General features: G+C 45.3%; 16 protein-coding genes. 10 read left to right on the top strand and 6 right to left on the bottom strand.

Annotated elements, in window-relative coordinates; genetic code table 11:
* Positions 1 to 213 precede the first annotated feature (213 nt).
* From ilvB to IQ234_RS09365, 8 genes are all read left to right on the top strand, one after another.
* Positions 214 to 2,067, top strand: a complete 1,854-nt coding sequence (gene ilvB, locus IQ234_RS09400; protein ID WP_193956894.1) for a biosynthetic-type acetolactate synthase large subunit — start codon at positions 214 to 216, stop codon at positions 2,065 to 2,067.
* A 462-nt stretch (positions 2,068 to 2,529) separates the two neighbouring features.
* Complete coding sequence (serA, locus tag IQ234_RS09395; RefSeq protein ID WP_002791535.1) at positions 2,530 to 4,107, top strand: phosphoglycerate dehydrogenase; 1,578 nt, start codon at positions 2,530 to 2,532, stop codon at positions 4,105 to 4,107.
* Between the two features lie 126 nt (positions 4,108 to 4,233).
* A complete protein-coding gene (prmA, locus tag IQ234_RS09390; RefSeq protein ID WP_193956893.1) occupies positions 4,234 to 5,130 on the top strand; it encodes a 50S ribosomal protein L11 methyltransferase in 897 nt (298 codons plus the stop codon).
* Between the two features lie 251 nt (positions 5,131 to 5,381).
* Positions 5,382 to 5,585 carry a type II toxin-antitoxin system HicB family antitoxin gene (locus IQ234_RS09385; RefSeq protein WP_193956892.1) on the top strand — a complete coding sequence of 68 codons (204 nt, stop codon included), beginning with the start codon at positions 5,382 to 5,384 and terminating at the stop codon, positions 5,583 to 5,585.
* Positions 5,582 to 5,686 (top strand): type II toxin-antitoxin system HicA family toxin, encoded by a 105-nt coding sequence (locus IQ234_RS09380; RefSeq protein WP_409815553.1) that lies wholly within the window; start codon positions 5,582 to 5,584, stop codon positions 5,684 to 5,686. Before IQ234_RS09385 ends, IQ234_RS09380 begins: the two co-directional genes overlap by 4 nt.
* 8 nt (positions 5,687 to 5,694) lie before the next feature.
* Complete coding sequence (locus IQ234_RS09375) at positions 5,695 to 5,904, top strand: hypothetical protein (protein WP_185239110.1); 210 nt, start codon at positions 5,695 to 5,697, stop codon at positions 5,902 to 5,904.
* The gene (locus IQ234_RS09370; RefSeq protein WP_193956891.1) at positions 5,894 to 6,283 is read left to right on the top strand and encodes a type II toxin-antitoxin system VapC family toxin; all 390 of its coding nucleotides are present in this window, start codon (positions 5,894 to 5,896) and stop codon (positions 6,281 to 6,283) included. The genes IQ234_RS09375 and IQ234_RS09370 overlap by 11 nt, the downstream gene beginning before the upstream one ends.
* A 66-nt stretch (positions 6,284 to 6,349) precedes the next feature.
* Complete coding sequence (locus tag IQ234_RS09365; protein ID WP_193956895.1) at positions 6,350 to 6,643, top strand: shikimate dehydrogenase; 294 nt, start codon at positions 6,350 to 6,352, stop codon at positions 6,641 to 6,643.
* 54 nt (positions 6,644 to 6,697) lie between these two features.
* On the opposite strand, the gene IQ234_RS09360 is transcribed toward IQ234_RS09365, so the two are convergent.
* The 5 genes from IQ234_RS09360 to IQ234_RS09340 form a co-directional block, all read right to left on the bottom strand.
* Positions 6,698 to 7,939, bottom strand: a complete 1,242-nt coding sequence (locus tag IQ234_RS09360; protein WP_193956890.1) for a hypothetical protein — start codon at positions 7,937 to 7,939, stop codon at positions 6,698 to 6,700.
* The gene (locus tag IQ234_RS09355) at positions 7,936 to 10,125 is read right to left on the bottom strand and encodes a tetratricopeptide repeat protein (RefSeq protein ID WP_416209675.1); all 2,190 of its coding nucleotides are present in this window, start codon (positions 10,123 to 10,125) and stop codon (positions 7,936 to 7,938) included. The genes IQ234_RS09360 and IQ234_RS09355 overlap by 4 nt, the downstream gene beginning before the upstream one ends.
* A gap of 200 nt (positions 10,126 to 10,325) precedes the next feature.
* Entirely contained in the window at positions 10,326 to 11,951 is a 1,626-nt protein-coding gene (groL, locus tag IQ234_RS09350; protein ID WP_002744527.1) for a chaperonin GroEL, read from the bottom strand.
* Between the two features lie 46 nt (positions 11,952 to 11,997).
* A complete protein-coding gene (groES, locus tag IQ234_RS09345) occupies positions 11,998 to 12,309 on the bottom strand; it encodes a co-chaperone GroES (protein ID WP_002769848.1) in 312 nt (103 codons plus the stop codon).
* Between the two features lie 624 nt (positions 12,310 to 12,933).
* The gene (locus IQ234_RS09340) at positions 12,934 to 13,365 is read right to left on the bottom strand and encodes a CAAD domain-containing protein (protein WP_002769850.1); all 432 of its coding nucleotides are present in this window, start codon (positions 13,363 to 13,365) and stop codon (positions 12,934 to 12,936) included.
* Positions 13,366 to 13,690: 325 nt separating this feature from the next.
* Here IQ234_RS09340 and IQ234_RS09335 point away from each other — a divergent pair, with 325 nt between their 5' ends.
* Together IQ234_RS09335 and IQ234_RS09330 are read left to right on the top strand one after the other, a co-directional pair.
* Entirely contained in the window at positions 13,691 to 13,924 is a 234-nt protein-coding gene (locus IQ234_RS09335) for a DUF433 domain-containing protein (protein ID WP_039899814.1), read from the top strand.
* Positions 13,921 to 14,262, top strand: a complete 342-nt coding sequence (locus IQ234_RS09330; RefSeq protein WP_193956888.1) for a DUF5615 family PIN-like protein — start codon at positions 13,921 to 13,923, stop codon at positions 14,260 to 14,262. The genes IQ234_RS09335 and IQ234_RS09330 overlap by 4 nt, the downstream gene beginning before the upstream one ends.
* A 9-nt stretch (positions 14,263 to 14,271) precedes the next feature.
* Here IQ234_RS09330 and pcrA read toward each other — a convergent pair whose 3' ends face one another.
* The gene (gene pcrA, locus IQ234_RS09325) at positions 14,272 to 16,593 is read right to left on the bottom strand and encodes a DNA helicase PcrA (protein WP_193956887.1); all 2,322 of its coding nucleotides are present in this window, start codon (positions 16,591 to 16,593) and stop codon (positions 14,272 to 14,274) included.
* Positions 16,594 to 16,645: the final 52 nt, after the last annotated feature.

Raw genomic sequence — 16,645 nt, 5'->3', positions numbered from 1 at the left:
ATTCATAATTCATAATTCATAATTTCCACACCCCATCACCCCACTTCCCAGATATTGCATGGATAAGATGCAAAAAGAAAAAAAACTGCAGCCAAAAAGGTCAGATGGAATACACTAAAAGTATAAGGTTATCAATTTTGCTATTTTTCAAGTTGCATCCTAGGCAACAGAATCGCAATTATCCCTCTAGTTAGAAATTGGACGGTTTGCCCTGTGGTTTCATCACTTCCCAAGCCCAATGACTCTTTAACAACGGTTCCCCAGCGTTGTTCTGGTGCTTATGCCTTGATGGACAGTCTCAAACGTCATGGTGTTAAGCACATCTTCGGTTATCCCGGCGGTGCGATCCTGCCCATCTATGACGAACTCTACCGCTTTGAAGAACGGGGAGAATTACAACATATCTTAGTGCGCCACGAACAAGCGGCCGCCCATGCCGCCGATGCCTACGCTAGGGCCACCGGCAAAGTGGGAGTCTGTTTCGGTACTTCCGGCCCCGGGGCGACCAATTTGGTGACAGGCATCGCTAACGCACACATGGACTCCATCCCGATGGTAATTATCACCGGTCAGGTGAGTCGGGCAGCCATCGGTTCCGATGCTTTCCAAGAAACCGATATTTATGGCATTACTCTCCCGATTGTTAAACATTCCTATGTGGCTAGAAATGCCAGCGAAGTAGCGAGAATTGTCGCTGAGGCCTTCCATATCGCCAGTACAGGACGACCGGGACCGGTTTTAGTCGATATTCCCAAAGATGTCGGTTTAGAACCATGCGATTATATCCCCGTCGAACCGGGAGATGTGAAACTAACCGGTTATCGTCCCACGGTTAAGGGCAATCGCCGTCAAATCGAGGCCGCTTTACATCTCTTGGAAACCGCCGAAAAACCTTTACTGTACGTTGGCGGAGGTGCGATCGCAGCTAATGCCCACGCCCAAATTGCCGAGTTTGCCGAGCGTTTTCAGTTACCCGTCACTACCACGTTAATGGGGATCGGTGCTTTTGATGAACATCATCCCCTCTCGGTGGGAATGTTAGGAATGCACGGCACTGCCTACGCTAATTTTGCCGTGACCGAGTGTGATTTATTAATTGCAGTCGGCGCTCGTTTTGATGACCGAGTAACGGGGAAATTGGACGAATTCGCCTCGAAAGCTAAGGTAATCCATGTGGATATCGACCCGGCGGAAGTGGGCAAAAATCGCGCCCCTGACGTGCCGATTGTCGGGGATGTGCGGGTAGTTTTAGAACAAATACTCCACAAAGCCAGAGAATTTGATTATCCCACTAATCTCGATCGCAGCCAAGCCTGGTTGGCCAAGATCGATCGCTGGCGCCAAGATTATCCCCTGCAAGTCCCCCGACCGGAAGGCAGACTTTCCCCCCAAGAAGTGATCGTTGAGGTGGGCCGTCAAGCACCCCACGCCTACTACACCACCGATGTGGGCCAGCATCAGATGTGGGCAGCCCAATTCCTCAAAAATGGTCCCCGACGTTGGGTTTCTAGCGCGGGATTGGGGACGATGGGTTTCGGTTTACCGGCTGCGATGGGGGTAAAGGTGGCCATTCCCGATGAGGAGGTCATCTGTATTAGTGGTGATTCCAGTTTCCAAATGAATCTACAGGAATTAGGCACCCTAACCCAATTTAATATTCATGCCAAGACGATTATTATTAATAATGGTTGGCAGGGTATGGTACGTCAATGGCAAGAAGCTTTCTATGGGGAACGTTATTCTAATTCCAATATGGAAGTGGGAATGCCAGATGTGGAACTGTTAGCCCAAGCTTACGGCATTAAAGGGATTACTATTCGCCATCGAGAGGAATTAGCCGCAAAAATTGCCGAAATGTTGGCCTATGATGGTCCAGTTTTAGTCAATGCGATCGTGACTAAGGATGAAAATTGTTATCCCATGGTCGCCCCCGGTCAAAGTAATGCGCGTATGATTGGTTTACCGAAAATTGTCACCAAGGGTTGTGAAATGCTCGATTGTCCCAGTTGTGGCGCGGTTAACAGTTGGAATAATAAATTCTGTCCTGAATGTGGGGCGAAATTGTAGCCAAAAATTGTTAATTAATTATCCAGCCTCCGTTAAGTATAACGGAGGTTTTTGGCTTTTTCTCTACTGTGTGAACATGATAATTAGGCAGACGTTAAAAATTATCAGAAACCCCCCTTATCAAGGGGGGCAGGGGGGATCGAACCTAAAATCTATTCTTAATTTAATTATAATCAGCTACTTAGAAATTTTCAAACAGAAGCAATGGCAGCCCTAGAAAAAGCCTTAGAAAAAGAAGCGGAAAACTCGATCACCACCGTGATTAAATTAGCCATATCTCAGTGACAACGGCAAGAGCCTGACATCAACCCCATGGACGACAATTAAGAATGACAACCTAAAATCTTTTCGCTAATTTTGCCATAGACTGCCCCCTTTGCTTCTAGAATGGGCTATTGCGGCTAGATACCAATATTGGTCTAGCATTTGCCCGTAGACTGAAAAAAGCACGTTATAAAGATTATGGCCAAAGTTCTGGTATCCGATTCGATCGATCCGGTAGGAGTAGAAATTCTGTCACAGGTTGCCCAAGTGGACGTGAAAACAGGACTATCCGCCGAGGAAATCATTCAAATTATCCCCGAATACGACGCACTGATGCTCCGTTCCAGTACCCGCGTCACCAAAGAAATCGTCGAAGCGGGCAGCAAACTGCAAATTATCGGCCGCGCGGGGGTAGGAGTCGATAATATCGATGTTCCTGCGGCCACTCGTCAGGGGATTATTGTCGTTAACTCTCCCGAAGGTAACACGATCGCCGCTGCCGAACACGCCTTGGCCATGATGTTATCCCTCTCCCGTCATATTCCCGATGCTAATCAGTCGGTAAAAGCGAATAAATGGGAAAGAAATCGCTTTATCGGCACAGAAGTTTATAAAAAGAACCTAGGAGTCGTCGGTTTAGGTAAAATTGGCTCCCACGTCGCCAAAGTAGCTAGATCCCTAGGCATGAAAATTCTCGCCTACGATCCCTTTATTTCCAAAGAACGCGCCGATCAACTCGGTTGCACCCTGGTGGATCTGGATCTACTCTTTGCCGAGTCCGATTTTATCACCCTCCACGTCCCGAAAACTCCCGAAACCCAGCATCTCATCGGTCGGGAAACCATCGCTAAGATGAAACCCACGGTCCGCATCATTAACTGTTCCAGAGGCGGCATTATCGACGAGTTGGCTTTAATTGAAGCCCTCGAATCCGGTAGAATCGCCGGGGCAGCCTTGGATGTGTTTGAACAGGAACCTTTAGGCGAATCTAGATTAAGAGAATTGTCTAACGTCATTCTCACTCCCCACCTAGGTGCATCGACTACGGAAGCACAGGTGGGTGTGGCTGTTGATGTGGCCGAACAAATTCGCGATGTCCTCCTCGGGTTGCCAGCGCGTTCGGCCGTTAATATCCCCGGACTAACTCCCGATGTTATGGAAAAACTGCGCCCTTATCTGCAATTAGCGGAAACTATGGGTAATCTCGTCAGTCAGTTGGCAGGAGGTCGCTGTGACTCGTTAAATGTCCGTTTACAGGGAGAATTGGCCACTAAAGACAGTCAACCTCTGGTGGTGGCGGCAATTAAGGGTTTACTTTCCCAAGCTCTCCGGGAACGGGTAAACTATGTTAATGCGGCGATCGAAGCTAAGGAACGCGGTATCCGGGTAATCGAAACCCGGGATGCTTCCACCCGCGACTATTCGGGATCGATTCATTTGGAAGCTAATGGTTCCATGGGGACTCATTCCGTCACCGGAGCGCTGTTAAGTACGGGAGAAATCCGCATTACTGACCTCGATGAGTTCCCCATTAACGTGCCTCCGAGTAATCATATGTTATTCACCCTTCACCAAGATATGCCCGGTATTATCGGCAAAATTGGCGCACTTTTAGGCAGTTTTAACGTCAATATCGCCAGTATGCAGGTAGGACGCAAAATTATTCGCGGTGATGCGGTTATGGCCCTGAGTCTCGATGATCCTCTACCGGAAGGTCTGCTCTCGGAAATTACTAAAGTCCCCGGTATCCGCGATGCTTACACAGTGAAACTCTAGATTAAATCAGTTATCAGTAAACAGTGAACAGTAATAAGTGAAAAGAAAGCTCCGCACTTGTCACTTATTACTGTTGACTGAAAACTCAAATCTGATAACTGATCCCTGATCACTGATAACTTATATATGTCTAATAGTTGGTGGGAAATTACGGTTTTGTGCGAACCTAGTCTCGAAGAAACGGTTTTCTGGAGACTGGAAGATTTTGGCTGTTCGGGAACGGCCACTGCTAAAAAACAATCCTCTTTAGAGGTTAAGGCCTATATACCAGAAATTAAAGCGCAATTGCTCGATTTAGAGGCACTAAGCCTCTGGTTAAAGCAGGATGCTTTGATTTTAGGTTTTTCTGAACCTGTTAGCCATTGGCAGTTAATCAACGAGGAAGACTGGGCCAGCAGTTGGAAACAACACTGGCAAATTAGCGAAATCGGCGATCGCTTCTTGATCTGTCCTGCTTGGTTAAATCCCCCGGAAAATAACCAGAGATTGGTGATTAAAATTGACCCCGGTTCCGCTTTCGGCACGGGAACGCATCCCACCACCCAATTATGTCTAGAATCCCTAGAAATGCCTTTAAGTAGCCAACCAGAGGGCAAAATTATCGCCGATATCGGTTGTGGTTCCGGCATACTGGCGATCGGAGCGATTTTATTGGGTGCCAAAAAAGTTTATGCTGTCGATACAGATCCCCTTGCGGTGAATGCGACGCGCAGTAATCGCCATCTCAACGGGATTAACCCCGAAAATTTAGCTGTTAGTCAGGGTAGTGTCGAGGAGTTATTAGAATTAATTCCCGATGGTGTTGATGGCATCGTTTGTAATATTTTAGCCGAGACAATTATCGCTTTAATGCCGGAAATCACCCTTCTAGCAAAACCGAATACTTGGGGAATTTTAAGCGGTATCCTCTTCACCCAAGCACAAGCAGTTACAGATATTTTAGAACCTCAAGGCTGGACAGTGGCTGCCCTGTGGAAACGTCAAGAATGGTGTTGTCTTCAAATTCGCCGCACCGTGGATTAATATAGCTGTCAGCCTTGAATCAGTTATCAGTTATCAGTTATCAGTCTTAATACTGATTTTAATTATGTAGATGGGCTGATTTTAGAACGTTGGTAAGGATTGCATCACCTACAAAAACAGCCTACAATATTTAGACTAAATCCAGTTATTGAAGACTGATTATTTACACAACCCCGTAGAAATGTTAGATTTTAGGGGTGGTGATAATTTATCTATCCATCCCTCCCATTGATCGATCTAGGAGATAAGTAATGAAAATGAAAGTTATCGTTCACGAGGCGGAGGAAGGTGGCTTCTGGGGGGAAGTCCCGGCGCTCCCCGGCTGTGCCACCCAAGCAGAAACTTTCGAGGAACTACTAGAGAATTTACACGAGGCGATCGAAGGTTGTCTATCCATAGATGTGGAATCCTTGCCGAACGATCCGACAACTCGGATTCTAGAGATAGCAATATGAAATCGATTTCCGGGAAAAAGTTCGCCAAAATTTTAGAGCGTCACGGATGGGAATTATTGAGAATTCAAGGTAGTCATCACATTTACTGTATTACTCGTTAAGACTGTCTATGAACCATCGTCAACAATTAATTCAAGAACTCGAACAAGCACCTGATGATCTAATAGAAACCGTGTTAGATTTTTTACATCGAGTTCAGGCAACAGGCAACAGTCATCCTCTGGCCAAGTTTTCAGGCATTTTAAGCGATTCAGAGGCACAAGAACTACAACAAGCCATTAAAACAGAATGTCGTCAGGTAGATGTCAATGAGTGGTGAAATTGCCTTAGATACTTCTGCAGCAATTCGTTTTTTAAATGGAGACGTAGGGGTTACTAAAAGAGTGCTGGTACTACCAGAAATCATTTTACCAATGGTTGTGGTGGGAGAGTTACTATTTGGTGCGGAAAATTCCACGCGCCCCTTACAAAATTTACCTCGTTATTTGGATTTTATAGAAGCCTGTACGGTTTTACCGTTGGGGAAAGAAACTGCCTCGGTTTATGCTCAAACTCGGTTAGCTTTGAAGCGCAAAGGACGACCCATACCCATGAATGATCTATGGATTGCTGCTCAATGTATAGAAAATAATTGGGTATTGGTGACAGATGATACTGATTTTAATTATGTAGATGGACTGATTTTAGAACATTGGTAAAGAGTGTATCACCTACAAGAATAGCCGACAATATTACTAGGCGATCGAATGTTCCCGGAAATTCAGATGAGTCAATCCCCCGTCACTATCACCTATTCCCTAGAAACTGTTCTAACAAGAATCGAAGGCAAGTTAGACTCTTTACAGAAAGATGTCGCTGATCTAAAAGTAGATATGGCCGAGGTGAAACCCGAACTCAAAAGTATTGATAGGCGATTGGAAAAAGTAGAGGGAACACAGGACGCTTTAATTCAGGATGTCTCTGACCTTAAGGGATCAAAATCGTTGATTATTCCCGTGGTAGTGGCAGTATTAACCAGTATTCTGACTTTGCTGGTGCGATCGATCCCGAATCCTTAAAGGATTTTTCTGGGAACAGCGATCGATTTTTGCCGGTGTATTTTCGTTTTCCCTTCAATCCGCCGGAGGGAGAAGGATCGGCTCGAAAACCGTCACATCCTCTTGATTTAACCTTTGAGCTAGATCAGCTTCTTCCAATCTTTCTAGAAAGGGCAAAATATCACTAAATGCCCGAAAACCTAAACTTTCAAGCTCATCGATGGTGATCGAATCGTCGGAGATATTACCTTTGCGTTGCAAAAGCAGACGAATTCTTTCCTCTTTGGCGTTTAAGGCCGCTTGTTGTCGGAAATCCTGTTCGGCTGCTCTTAATCCTTGTTCGAGAACTTCCATTGTGATTGTTTTAACCTGAAGATCGGCCGCAGTGGAGAGTACAATATTCCCCAAGCGGTTGAACAAACGGGGTCTGCCGAGAGAAACCTCGCAAAAACTTCTTGCCGCGTCCGGTAAAAAGGGAAGTACACACCTGTCATCTTTCGGATCGGTACAATCGTTTTTAATTCTGGCACTGTTGAGATAGTTAATTAACATCTGGTATGTGGTATCCGCATCTAGTTCTTCTAGCGGCAATTGCAAGTCGAATAAACCGCGTTCACTGGTTAATAAATCTCCCGTCATCCCGATGGGGTGCGCCGTCAGCATAAACCAAGCCCGACCTTTTAACATTCCCTGCGCGTCGTGCATCATTTGCCGTACCACACTAGGATTTTGTTTATCTAGATCATCGATCGCGATCAGAATCCCCTGCGGATATATTGTTTGCGCCCGCTCTAACAATGTATCGAAGCTCACAGTCGGATATTGAAATTTCGTGAGCGGTAAATCTTTCTCGGTAAGTTTACCCGTAAGGATTGCATTAGCCCCCACTTCCGCCCCGCGTTCTTTTAACACTTTGGCGGTGGGAATTCCCATCTGATGGAGTTGACGCTGCGCCCAATCGTCATTTGGCATCGCTCTAGCGAGGGCGATCAGTGCTGTAGTGGCGATATCTAAACCTGCGGGTAGAGATATATAGGTAGTCAACATTTGCGGACGATTGCGGCGTATAACCGACAATGCTTCCAGTAAAAAAGCACTTTTGCCGATTCCTAAACGACCGGAAACCAGAATCCGACGACGCTCGCGACTTTGGAACAGATTAAACACCCGCGTCAATTCATTTTTTCGCCCGGTAAAAACACGATCGAGGGTATCGCTGTTTAAATCGATCGGGCTTTCGGTAAAGGGGATTTCCTTCAGTCCTAACCGTTGGATATTGTCAAAGGATTGCTTAAAAAGATCATCGGCACTTGTCATAAATATACCTCGCTGGTTTGTCGTTCGATCGCCCGTCGAGAAGCTTGATAAATAATGTCTATCTCCTCCACTTTATCGGGATCGGTCTGTGGTAGTTGTCGGTAGATTGCCTTCGCTCGATCGAGTTCCTCCATTCCTTTCTCTAGATGTCCTTGGGATACGAAAACAGTCCCCAATCCGGCGCGACTTTTGGCGATTCCGGGTAAATCCTGTAAATATTCGTACCAACGCAGGGCATCGCGATAGTAGAGACGGGCTTTCTCTCGATCGGACAGAACTTCGTAGGCGCGGCCGGTGTGGTAGAGCGCGTTCGCATGGGCTAGGCGATCGTCACTGGTGCTAAGTTGATTGACGCTATTTAACAACAGTTGTAACCCTTGCTGCCATTCGCCATCCCGCACCAGACGACTACCGAGAATGGTTTGGGTAGTGGGCAGCGCTTTCCAGATATCTTTTCGATCGTAATGTTCGGGACTAATCAGATCTAGGGCGGTTTTATAAGCTACTAAAGCCTGTCGGAGATCGTCGAAATTTTTGTCGCGATCATACCTTTGAGAAAGAGCTATTCCTAATCGATACTGAGAGTCAATAAAATCTTGACAACCTGCGGGGGAGACTTCTGGAGCTTCTTGGAGTAGAGCGATCGCAGTATCGAGATCGCCGGGGTTATCCCGTTGCATCAAAGCTTCTGCCAAATCCCCTTGATTCTCTGCCCATTGCACGGGAAGTGCGGCGCGAGTAAAGATTTGAGCGGCTTGATTGTAGAGATCGATCGCCTGTTCTAAATTGTCCTTCCGCTCTCCTAAAACTCGCTCGCGATAGGCATTGGCCAAATTATGCTGACTTTTCGCCCAATTTTCGCGGAAATTCTCGCGGGTATAGACTTCTAAAGCTTGCCCGTACAGTTTGATCGCTTTCTCCAGATTCTCAGCCCGATCGCCCAGTATTCGATTACTGTAAGCGATAGCGAGGTTATTGAGGGTCATCGCCCAATTTTCGGGGAAATTCTCGCGGGTATAGACTTCTAAAGCTTGCCCGTACAGTTCGATCGCTTTCTCTAGATTTTCTGACCGATCGCCCAGTATTCGATTACTGTAAGCGATAGCGAGGTTATTAAGGATTCTTGCCAAATCGACGGGGAAATTCTCGCGGGTATAGACTTCTAAAGCTTGCTCGTACAGTTCGAGCGCCCGTTCTAGATTTTCCGCACGATCGCCCAGTATTCGATTACTGTAAGCGTTGGCGAGGTTATTGAGGGTCATCGCCCAATTTTCGGGGAAATTCTCGCGGGTATAGACTTCTAAAGCTTGTTCGTACAGTTTGATCGCCCTTTCTAGATTCTCAGCCCGATCTCCCAGTATTCTGTTTTTGTAAGCGACAGCGAGGTTATTGAGGGTTGTCGCCCAATGTTCGGGGGAATTCTTGCGGGTTTTAATTTCTAAAGCTTGCCCGTACAGTTCGATCGCTTTCTCTAGATTTTCCGCCCGATCGCCCCGAATTCGATTACTGTAAGCGATAGCGAGGTTATTGAGGGTCATCGCCCAATCGACGGGGAAATTCTCGCGGGTTCTAATTTCTAAAGCTTGCCCGTACAGTTTGATCGCTTTCTCTAGATTTTCAGACCGATCGCCCCGAATTCGATCGCTGTAAGCGAGGGCAAGGTTATTGAGGATTTGCGCCCAATGTTCGGGGGAATTCTCGCGGGTATAGACTTCTAAAGCTTGCTCGTACAGTTCAATCGCTTTCTCTAGATTTTCCGACCGATCGCCCGAAATTCGATTACTGTAAGCGAGGGCAAGGTTATTGAGGATTTGCGCCCAATGTTCGGGGGAATCCTTGCGGGTGTAAATTTTTAGGCTGAGATTATGAGCAATAATACTTAATTCTAAATTTGTTGCTCGATCGCCTAACGGAAACTTGTCAATGGTGACAGCAAAATTCTCGAAAAGGCTGGCTATTTTTTCTCGCTCGTCTATTGATTTATCGGCGATTAAGCTTGTGAAGACTAAAGGTAAAGCGTCTGAAAGTAAATCATCTAATTTATTAATATTTGCTTTTAAAAATTGCTGTAGCTTCGTTTCATCTTTGGAATTTTTTCGATAAAAATCCCCAAAAGCAAGGAGAAAATCCTTAAATTTTCTCGTGGGAGTTGGCGACTGACCGAATCCTTTCGCTTTTTTCGACATCGTGGTATAAGTTAACAATCCAGATTTGTTCCGCATGGTGGGCTGTAAATCGGGATACCCGATCGAGCTATCAATATTTTACCGCAAGGAAAAAGCGCCGGGGATAAAATTGTACTTTCCTTAACCTGAAGTGATGTTTTTTCATCAAAAAAAACTCGATCACTTAAGTGCGATCGAGTCGAGAAAAAATAGACTAATTACTAATAGTCGAAGTCACCACCGCCGCCTGGAGCAGCGGCTTTTTCTTTTTCGGGTTTATCCACCACAATACACTCGGTAGTTAAAACCATACCGGCGATAGAAGCGGCATTTTGTAGGGCAGAACGAGTCACTTTTGCGGGGTCAACGATACCCGCCTCAAACATATCGGAGAACTCACCAGTAGCGGCATTATAACCGACATTAAAGGGCTTTTCTTTCACTCGTTCGGCAATAACTGCACCGTTTTGGCCGGCATTTTCAGCGATCCGTTTTAAGGGAGCAGCAATGGCGCGAGAAACGATTAAAGCACCGGTTAATTCTTCATGGTGTAGGGTTTCTTTGGCCCAAGTTTCCAATTGGGGAGCCAGGTGAGCTAAAGTAGTACCACCTCCGGGGACGATACCTTCTTCTACGGCTGCTTTAGTGGCGTTAATTGCGTCTTCTAGGCGCAATTTGCGGTCTTTCATTTCCGTTTCCGTAGCGGCACCGACTTTAATCACTGCCACACCCCCGGCTAATTTAGCCAGACGTTCTTGCAGTTTTTCTTTATCGTAGGAAGAATCGGTTTCCTCGATTTGACGGCGAATTTGCTCACAACGGGTTTTCACTGCCACGTCGTTGCCTTCGGCGACGATGGTGGTAGTATCTTTGTTCATGGTGATACGACGGGCCGTACCTAAGCTATCAATTTTGGTGGTTTCCAGTTTTAAACCCGCATCTTCGCTGATTACTTGACCACCGGTTAAGACGGCGATATCTTCTAACATCGCTTTTCTGCGATCGCCAAATCCAGGGGCTTTCACCGCAGTGACGTTAAGAACACCGCGCAGACGGTTAACCACTAGGGTTGCCAAAGCTTCTTTTTCAATGTCTTCGGCGATAATTACTAGGGGTTTACCTTGACGGGCCACTTGTTCGAGAATGGGAACCAAATCCTGCACTAAACCGATTTTTTTGTCGGTAATCAGAATAGCGGGATCTTCAAAAACGCATTCCATGCGTTCGGTGTCGGTGACAAAGTAGGGAGAGATATAACCTTTGTCAAAACGCATCCCTTCGGTGATTTCTAGTTCGGTGGTCATCGATTTCCCTTCTTCTAGGGAAATTACGCCTTCTTTACCGACTTTATCCATGGCCGAGGCGATCATTTGACCTACTTCATCATCGTTACCGGCAGAGATAGCGCCCACTTGTGCGATCGCTTTGGAATCTTCTACGGGTTTCGCGTGTTTAGCGATTTGACTGACGAGGAAATCGGCAGCTTTATCGATCCCTTTTTTCAGAGAAATCGGGTTAGCACCGGCGGCGACGTTGCGTAAACCTTCTTTAACGATAGCGTGGGCGAGAACGGTGGCGGTAGTTGTACCATCCCCTGCTACATCGTTGGTTTTTGAGGCGGCTTGGCGAATTAAAGCCACACCGGTGTTCTCGATATGGTCTTCCAGTTCGATTTCTTTAGCGATGGTGATGCCATCATTGACGATTTGGGGTGCGCCAAATTTCTTTTCGAGGACGACGTTACGACCTTTGGGGCCAAGGGTGACGGCTACCGCTTCGGCCAGCAGATCCATGCCTTTTTCTAGGGCGCGACGAGCATCTTCGTTGTAGATAATAGATTTAGCCATAATGTATCGTTATTCGTGCAAAATAGGGGTTTTCAAGGGTAGATGATTAGGAAACGGAGGCGAGAATGTCTTTTTCGGAGAGGAGAACGTATTCTTCGCCACCAAGTTTGATATCGGTTCCTGCATATTTGGAGTAGAGAACTTTGTCACCCACACCTACTTCCACAGGGGTGCGGCTACCGTCATCGTTGCGTTTGCCAGCGCCGACGGCCACGACTTCTCCGATTTGGGGTTTTTCTTTAGCGGCATCGGGAAGGAAAATGCCACCGGCGGTTTTTTCTTCGCTGGGGCTAACTTTAACGAAAACTCGATCGCCTAGGGGTTTAACAGTTGTTACATTGATGCTGACTGCAGCCATGGAATATCCTCCGTTTGTCTTGTATTTGGGTAAGTGCCTTTTCCAGATTAGCACTCTTACCTTCCGAGTGCTAATTTACCGAAATAGAAGGCCCCCTGACAACGGCTCGATCGGTACGGGTTCCCGAACTATGGTGTTAAGCTAGGGTTTGCTGAAAAAGTTTGTTGGTGGGGTTAGGCTTCGGCCGTGAGCTCAGCCGAACGGAGTCAGGATTCAGGAGTCAGGAGTCAGGAGTCAGGAGTCAGGAGAATTAAGAATGAGCATTAATCAATTAAATGCTCTATTTAGAGATTTTAGGCAGTTTTATGTCTATTTTTCTCATTTTTGCCCTCTCAAAAATTAATTAGGGTTTGCTGAATAAATGTGAAATGTAGGCAAGGTAGCGGTTTTGTGGCTTTTCTCGCGAAACAGGTGCAAGATTTTGAGAGAATCGTACTTCTAAACCTTGCGTCTTCATCGGCCCGCGTCCTCTAGGGGCGAAGCATTCGGGTAATAACCTATCGGTGAAACCGGCTTTTTGCCGCAAACCCTACTTATGCAAGAACTCTAGTGTAAGCTGTTGTGCAAAAACAAAGGAGTTGAGCGGAAACACTCAACTCCTTTGTTTTTTATGCTTGATTCTATCTATAAAGTGTTATTGTGACTGCCAAAAACTTGCGCTTTTAGTGCATCAATTTCGGCTAATAACTCGCGACGATTTTCATCTTTGAGCAGATAGCGCCAGACAAACCAACCAGTGTAAACGATCCCAACTAATTGTAGGATAGGAGCAAGGAGGGGAATATCATCGATCGCATCTAAAACCGCTAGGGTAACTTTTACGGTGACAAAACTCGCTAAAATTGCCCCCAGAACGATTAAAGGTTTTTTGTATCCAGAGAAGAAACTACCGATATAATCGGGGACATTAGCCAGATAGGACATTACCGAATCCCAAACTGGTTCTACATATTCAGACCAAATCTGTTCGGTGCTGCTGCTGCTGGGTTTGCTCAGAGACCCGGGTAAATCTGTTCTAATCGGATTTTGTGTTTCGGTGGGTTGCATTGATTCCATATTAACTGATCCTCATCATAAAGGTTAGACAGTGCGCGAATACGACCAACGGGGGTCAATTTTAACAGACTGAATAGACTAACTCGCTGTTGCCCATATTATCGGATAATTGCGATAGTAGGCGGAAAGTTTCTCAACAACTATTAAGAATCAAGGATTTAGCTTCTCAATTTTATCGTTAGTCTGACCGCAATTCTCTATTTTAACAGCAGGTAGCGATCGGAGTTGAGGAATCAGGGGGTGTCAGTTGGCTGTTAGGGATTGGTTGTTAGGATTACCAGATAAGATAATTAAATGCAGACTAAATATCTTCGAGATGCGTTCTATGGACTCAACAGTTAGCTTGCTTACCCGCATTACTCAAACACCCGGCCAGTGTGGTGGTCGTCCTTGTATTCGGGGGATGCGAATTCGAGTAACGGATATTTTGGAAATGTTAGCGGAGAATGTGAGCATAACTGAAATTCTAGAAGACTTTCCCGATTTGGAACTCGCAGATATCCAAGCTTGTTTACTTTTTGCAGCACGGTGTACGGATTTTCCTAAACTAACGGCATGAAAATTTGGATTGATGCTCAACTACCTCCAACTCTAGCAAGCTGGTTATCAGCGACCTTTGATTTAGAAGCATCGTCCCTGCGAGACTTATCCCTTCGAGATGCTCAAGATATCGACATCTTTGCAGCAGCGCGAGCGGAAAATGCCGTGATTATGACGAAAGATAGTGACTTTATTGATTTGGTTTGTCGTCTGGGAACACCTCCTCAAATTTTATGGTTAACCTGTGGTAATGTCACAAATCAGAATCTGCGGCGATTACTGACAGCTACTTTACCCGATGCGTTGAAACAACTAGAGCAAGGAACAATAATTGTAGAGATTAGCAATACTCCTTAAAGTCCTTCCCTATTCGTGGATAAGTTGCATGGGTGCGGTGCGAGGATCGATGATTTTCTGACCTAAACCCGAAAATTTGACCGCTAGACTCATTTTTTTGCCCGTACCGAGGATATGCGTCACTTCTCCTTCGCCAAAAGTAGAGTGTAACACTCGATCGCCTACCTGCCATTTTCTTTGATCAGAGACAGCTTTTTCCATAGGAACCACTTTTGGGGTCTTTTTCGGTTTCAGGTTGCTTGTGAGCAATTCTGGGGGCAATTCCTGCAAAAATTGGGAAGCTACCTTCATCTCTTTATTTCCCCAAACATATCTTTCTTTTGCGCAGGTTAAAAATAATTGTTCCTTGGCCCGAGTCACTCCCACATAACACAAACGGCGTTCTTCCTCAAGGGCAATGGGATCGTTTAAACTACGATTATGGGGAAAAATGCCCTGTTCTAAACCGACTAAAAAGACGATAGGAAACTCTAAACCTTTGGCAGAATGAAGGGTCATTAACGAGACTTTTTCTTGACCTTCCTGAAGATTATCTAAATCCGAGGCTAAACTAGCACTAGCGAGAAATTCCTGGAGATTGGTTTCTTCGTTTTCCTCTTGGAATTGTACCACAGCGCTATACAATTCTTGAATATTCTCGATCCGGGTATCAGCTTCCTCGGTTCCCTGCTGTTTTAATTCGTCAATATATCCCGAATTTTCCATGATTTGGTCTAGGATTTCACTAGCGGATAAATCGGTGATTTTTTCTTGCAAGTTTTGGATAGTTTTAGCTAATTTATTGATGCTTTTAGTGGCACGACCAGCGAGAGTATTAACGGAAGTTTCATCACTGATAATTTCCCATAAAGGTACTCCTAATTCTTGGGCAGCTTTGAGCAAATTATCGATTGTGGTTTTACCAATACCGCGCCGGGGAGTGTTAATAATTCTCAGTAAACTAACGGTATCAGCAGGATTGGCAATCACTCGTAAATAAGCGATCGCATCTTTAATCTCCTGTCGATCATAAAATTTAAATCCACCGACAATATTATAGGGGATATTATTGCGAATTAACCCATCTTCAAAGGGACGAGATTGGGCATTAATTCGGTAGAGAATGGCAAAACTCCCCCAATTTAATTCGGGGTTTTCTTGGGTAAATTCTCTGATTTTATCGATAACGAAAGCCGCTTCTTCCTGTTCATCTCTGGCTTTAAAAACATAGATACTCTCGCCTCCTTCTCTGGTGGGAACAAGGACTTTATCGATTCTTTGACTATTCTTTTCAATTAATTTATTGGCCGCTTGCAGAATATTTTCCCGTGAACGATAGTTTTCCTGTAATTTCACCATCGTGCGAGTATCATCATCGGGTAAACCATCGCCAAAGTCCGCTTGAAAATTGAGCAGAATAGTAAAATCTGCCATCCGAAAACTATAGATAGATTGGTCGGCATCACCCACCACAAAAATTGATCGATCCGTCCAATTCCATTCATTTTTTTTCGTTTCACCATTGGTGGACAAAAGCCTAATTAACTCGTACTGAATCCGGTTAGTATCCTGGTATTCATCGACTAAAATATGCTTAAATTGCGTGTGCCAATAACCGAGAATAGATTCATTTTGCTGAAAAAGACGGACTGGAATCAGTATCAAATCATCAAAATCTAAGGCGTTATTTTGTGCCAATTGCATCTGATAAGCCTGATAAACCTCAGAAATGACCCTTCCCCGAAAATGAGGGTTTTCTCTGGCGTAATCTGTGGGGGTTAAACCTAAATTTTTGGCATTACTAATCGCATAACGTAGATTGCGAGCATCAAATTTTTTATCGTCTAAATTCATTTGTTTAGTGACGATATTTTTCACCAAACTCTGGGCATCCGATTCGTCCATAATTGAGAAATTCCTTTGCCAACTATGACCATATTCATCCTGATATTTATTAATGTCATAGCGCAAAATCCGACCGCAAAGACTGTGAAAAGTCCCGATCCAGAGTTTTTTAGTATAATTCCGATAAACTTGAGAAAAGAGTTTTTTCTGTTCGTATTCTTCCAAAAGTTCTAATCTTTGACCGTATTTTTCCTGTGCTTTTTGTTGAGCAAAAGTTTTTTCAATTCTCGTTTTCATTTCCCGGGCAGCCTTATTGGTAAAAGTGACCGCGAGAATATTTTCCGGATCGACCCCGTGATGACGGATCAAATGGGCGATACGATAGGTTAAAGCGCTGGTTTTTCCCGATCCTGCTCCAGCAACCACCAACAAGGGGCCGCAAAAATGCTCCACAGCAATGCGCTGAGAAGGATTGAGTTGTTCTAAATAATCGGCTGTGACTGTCATAATCTTGGCATATAGCTCTGCGACCTCTATTACTCAGGCTACATCATCGAGA

It is taken from the genome of Microcystis aeruginosa LEGE 91341 (assembly GCF_015206885.1).
Classification (GTDB): Bacteria; Cyanobacteriota; Cyanobacteriia; order Cyanobacteriales; family Microcystaceae; genus Microcystis; species Microcystis aeruginosa_H.
Note: the sequence above shows the minus strand (reverse complement) of the source record. Positions and strands in the feature narration are given on the sequence as shown.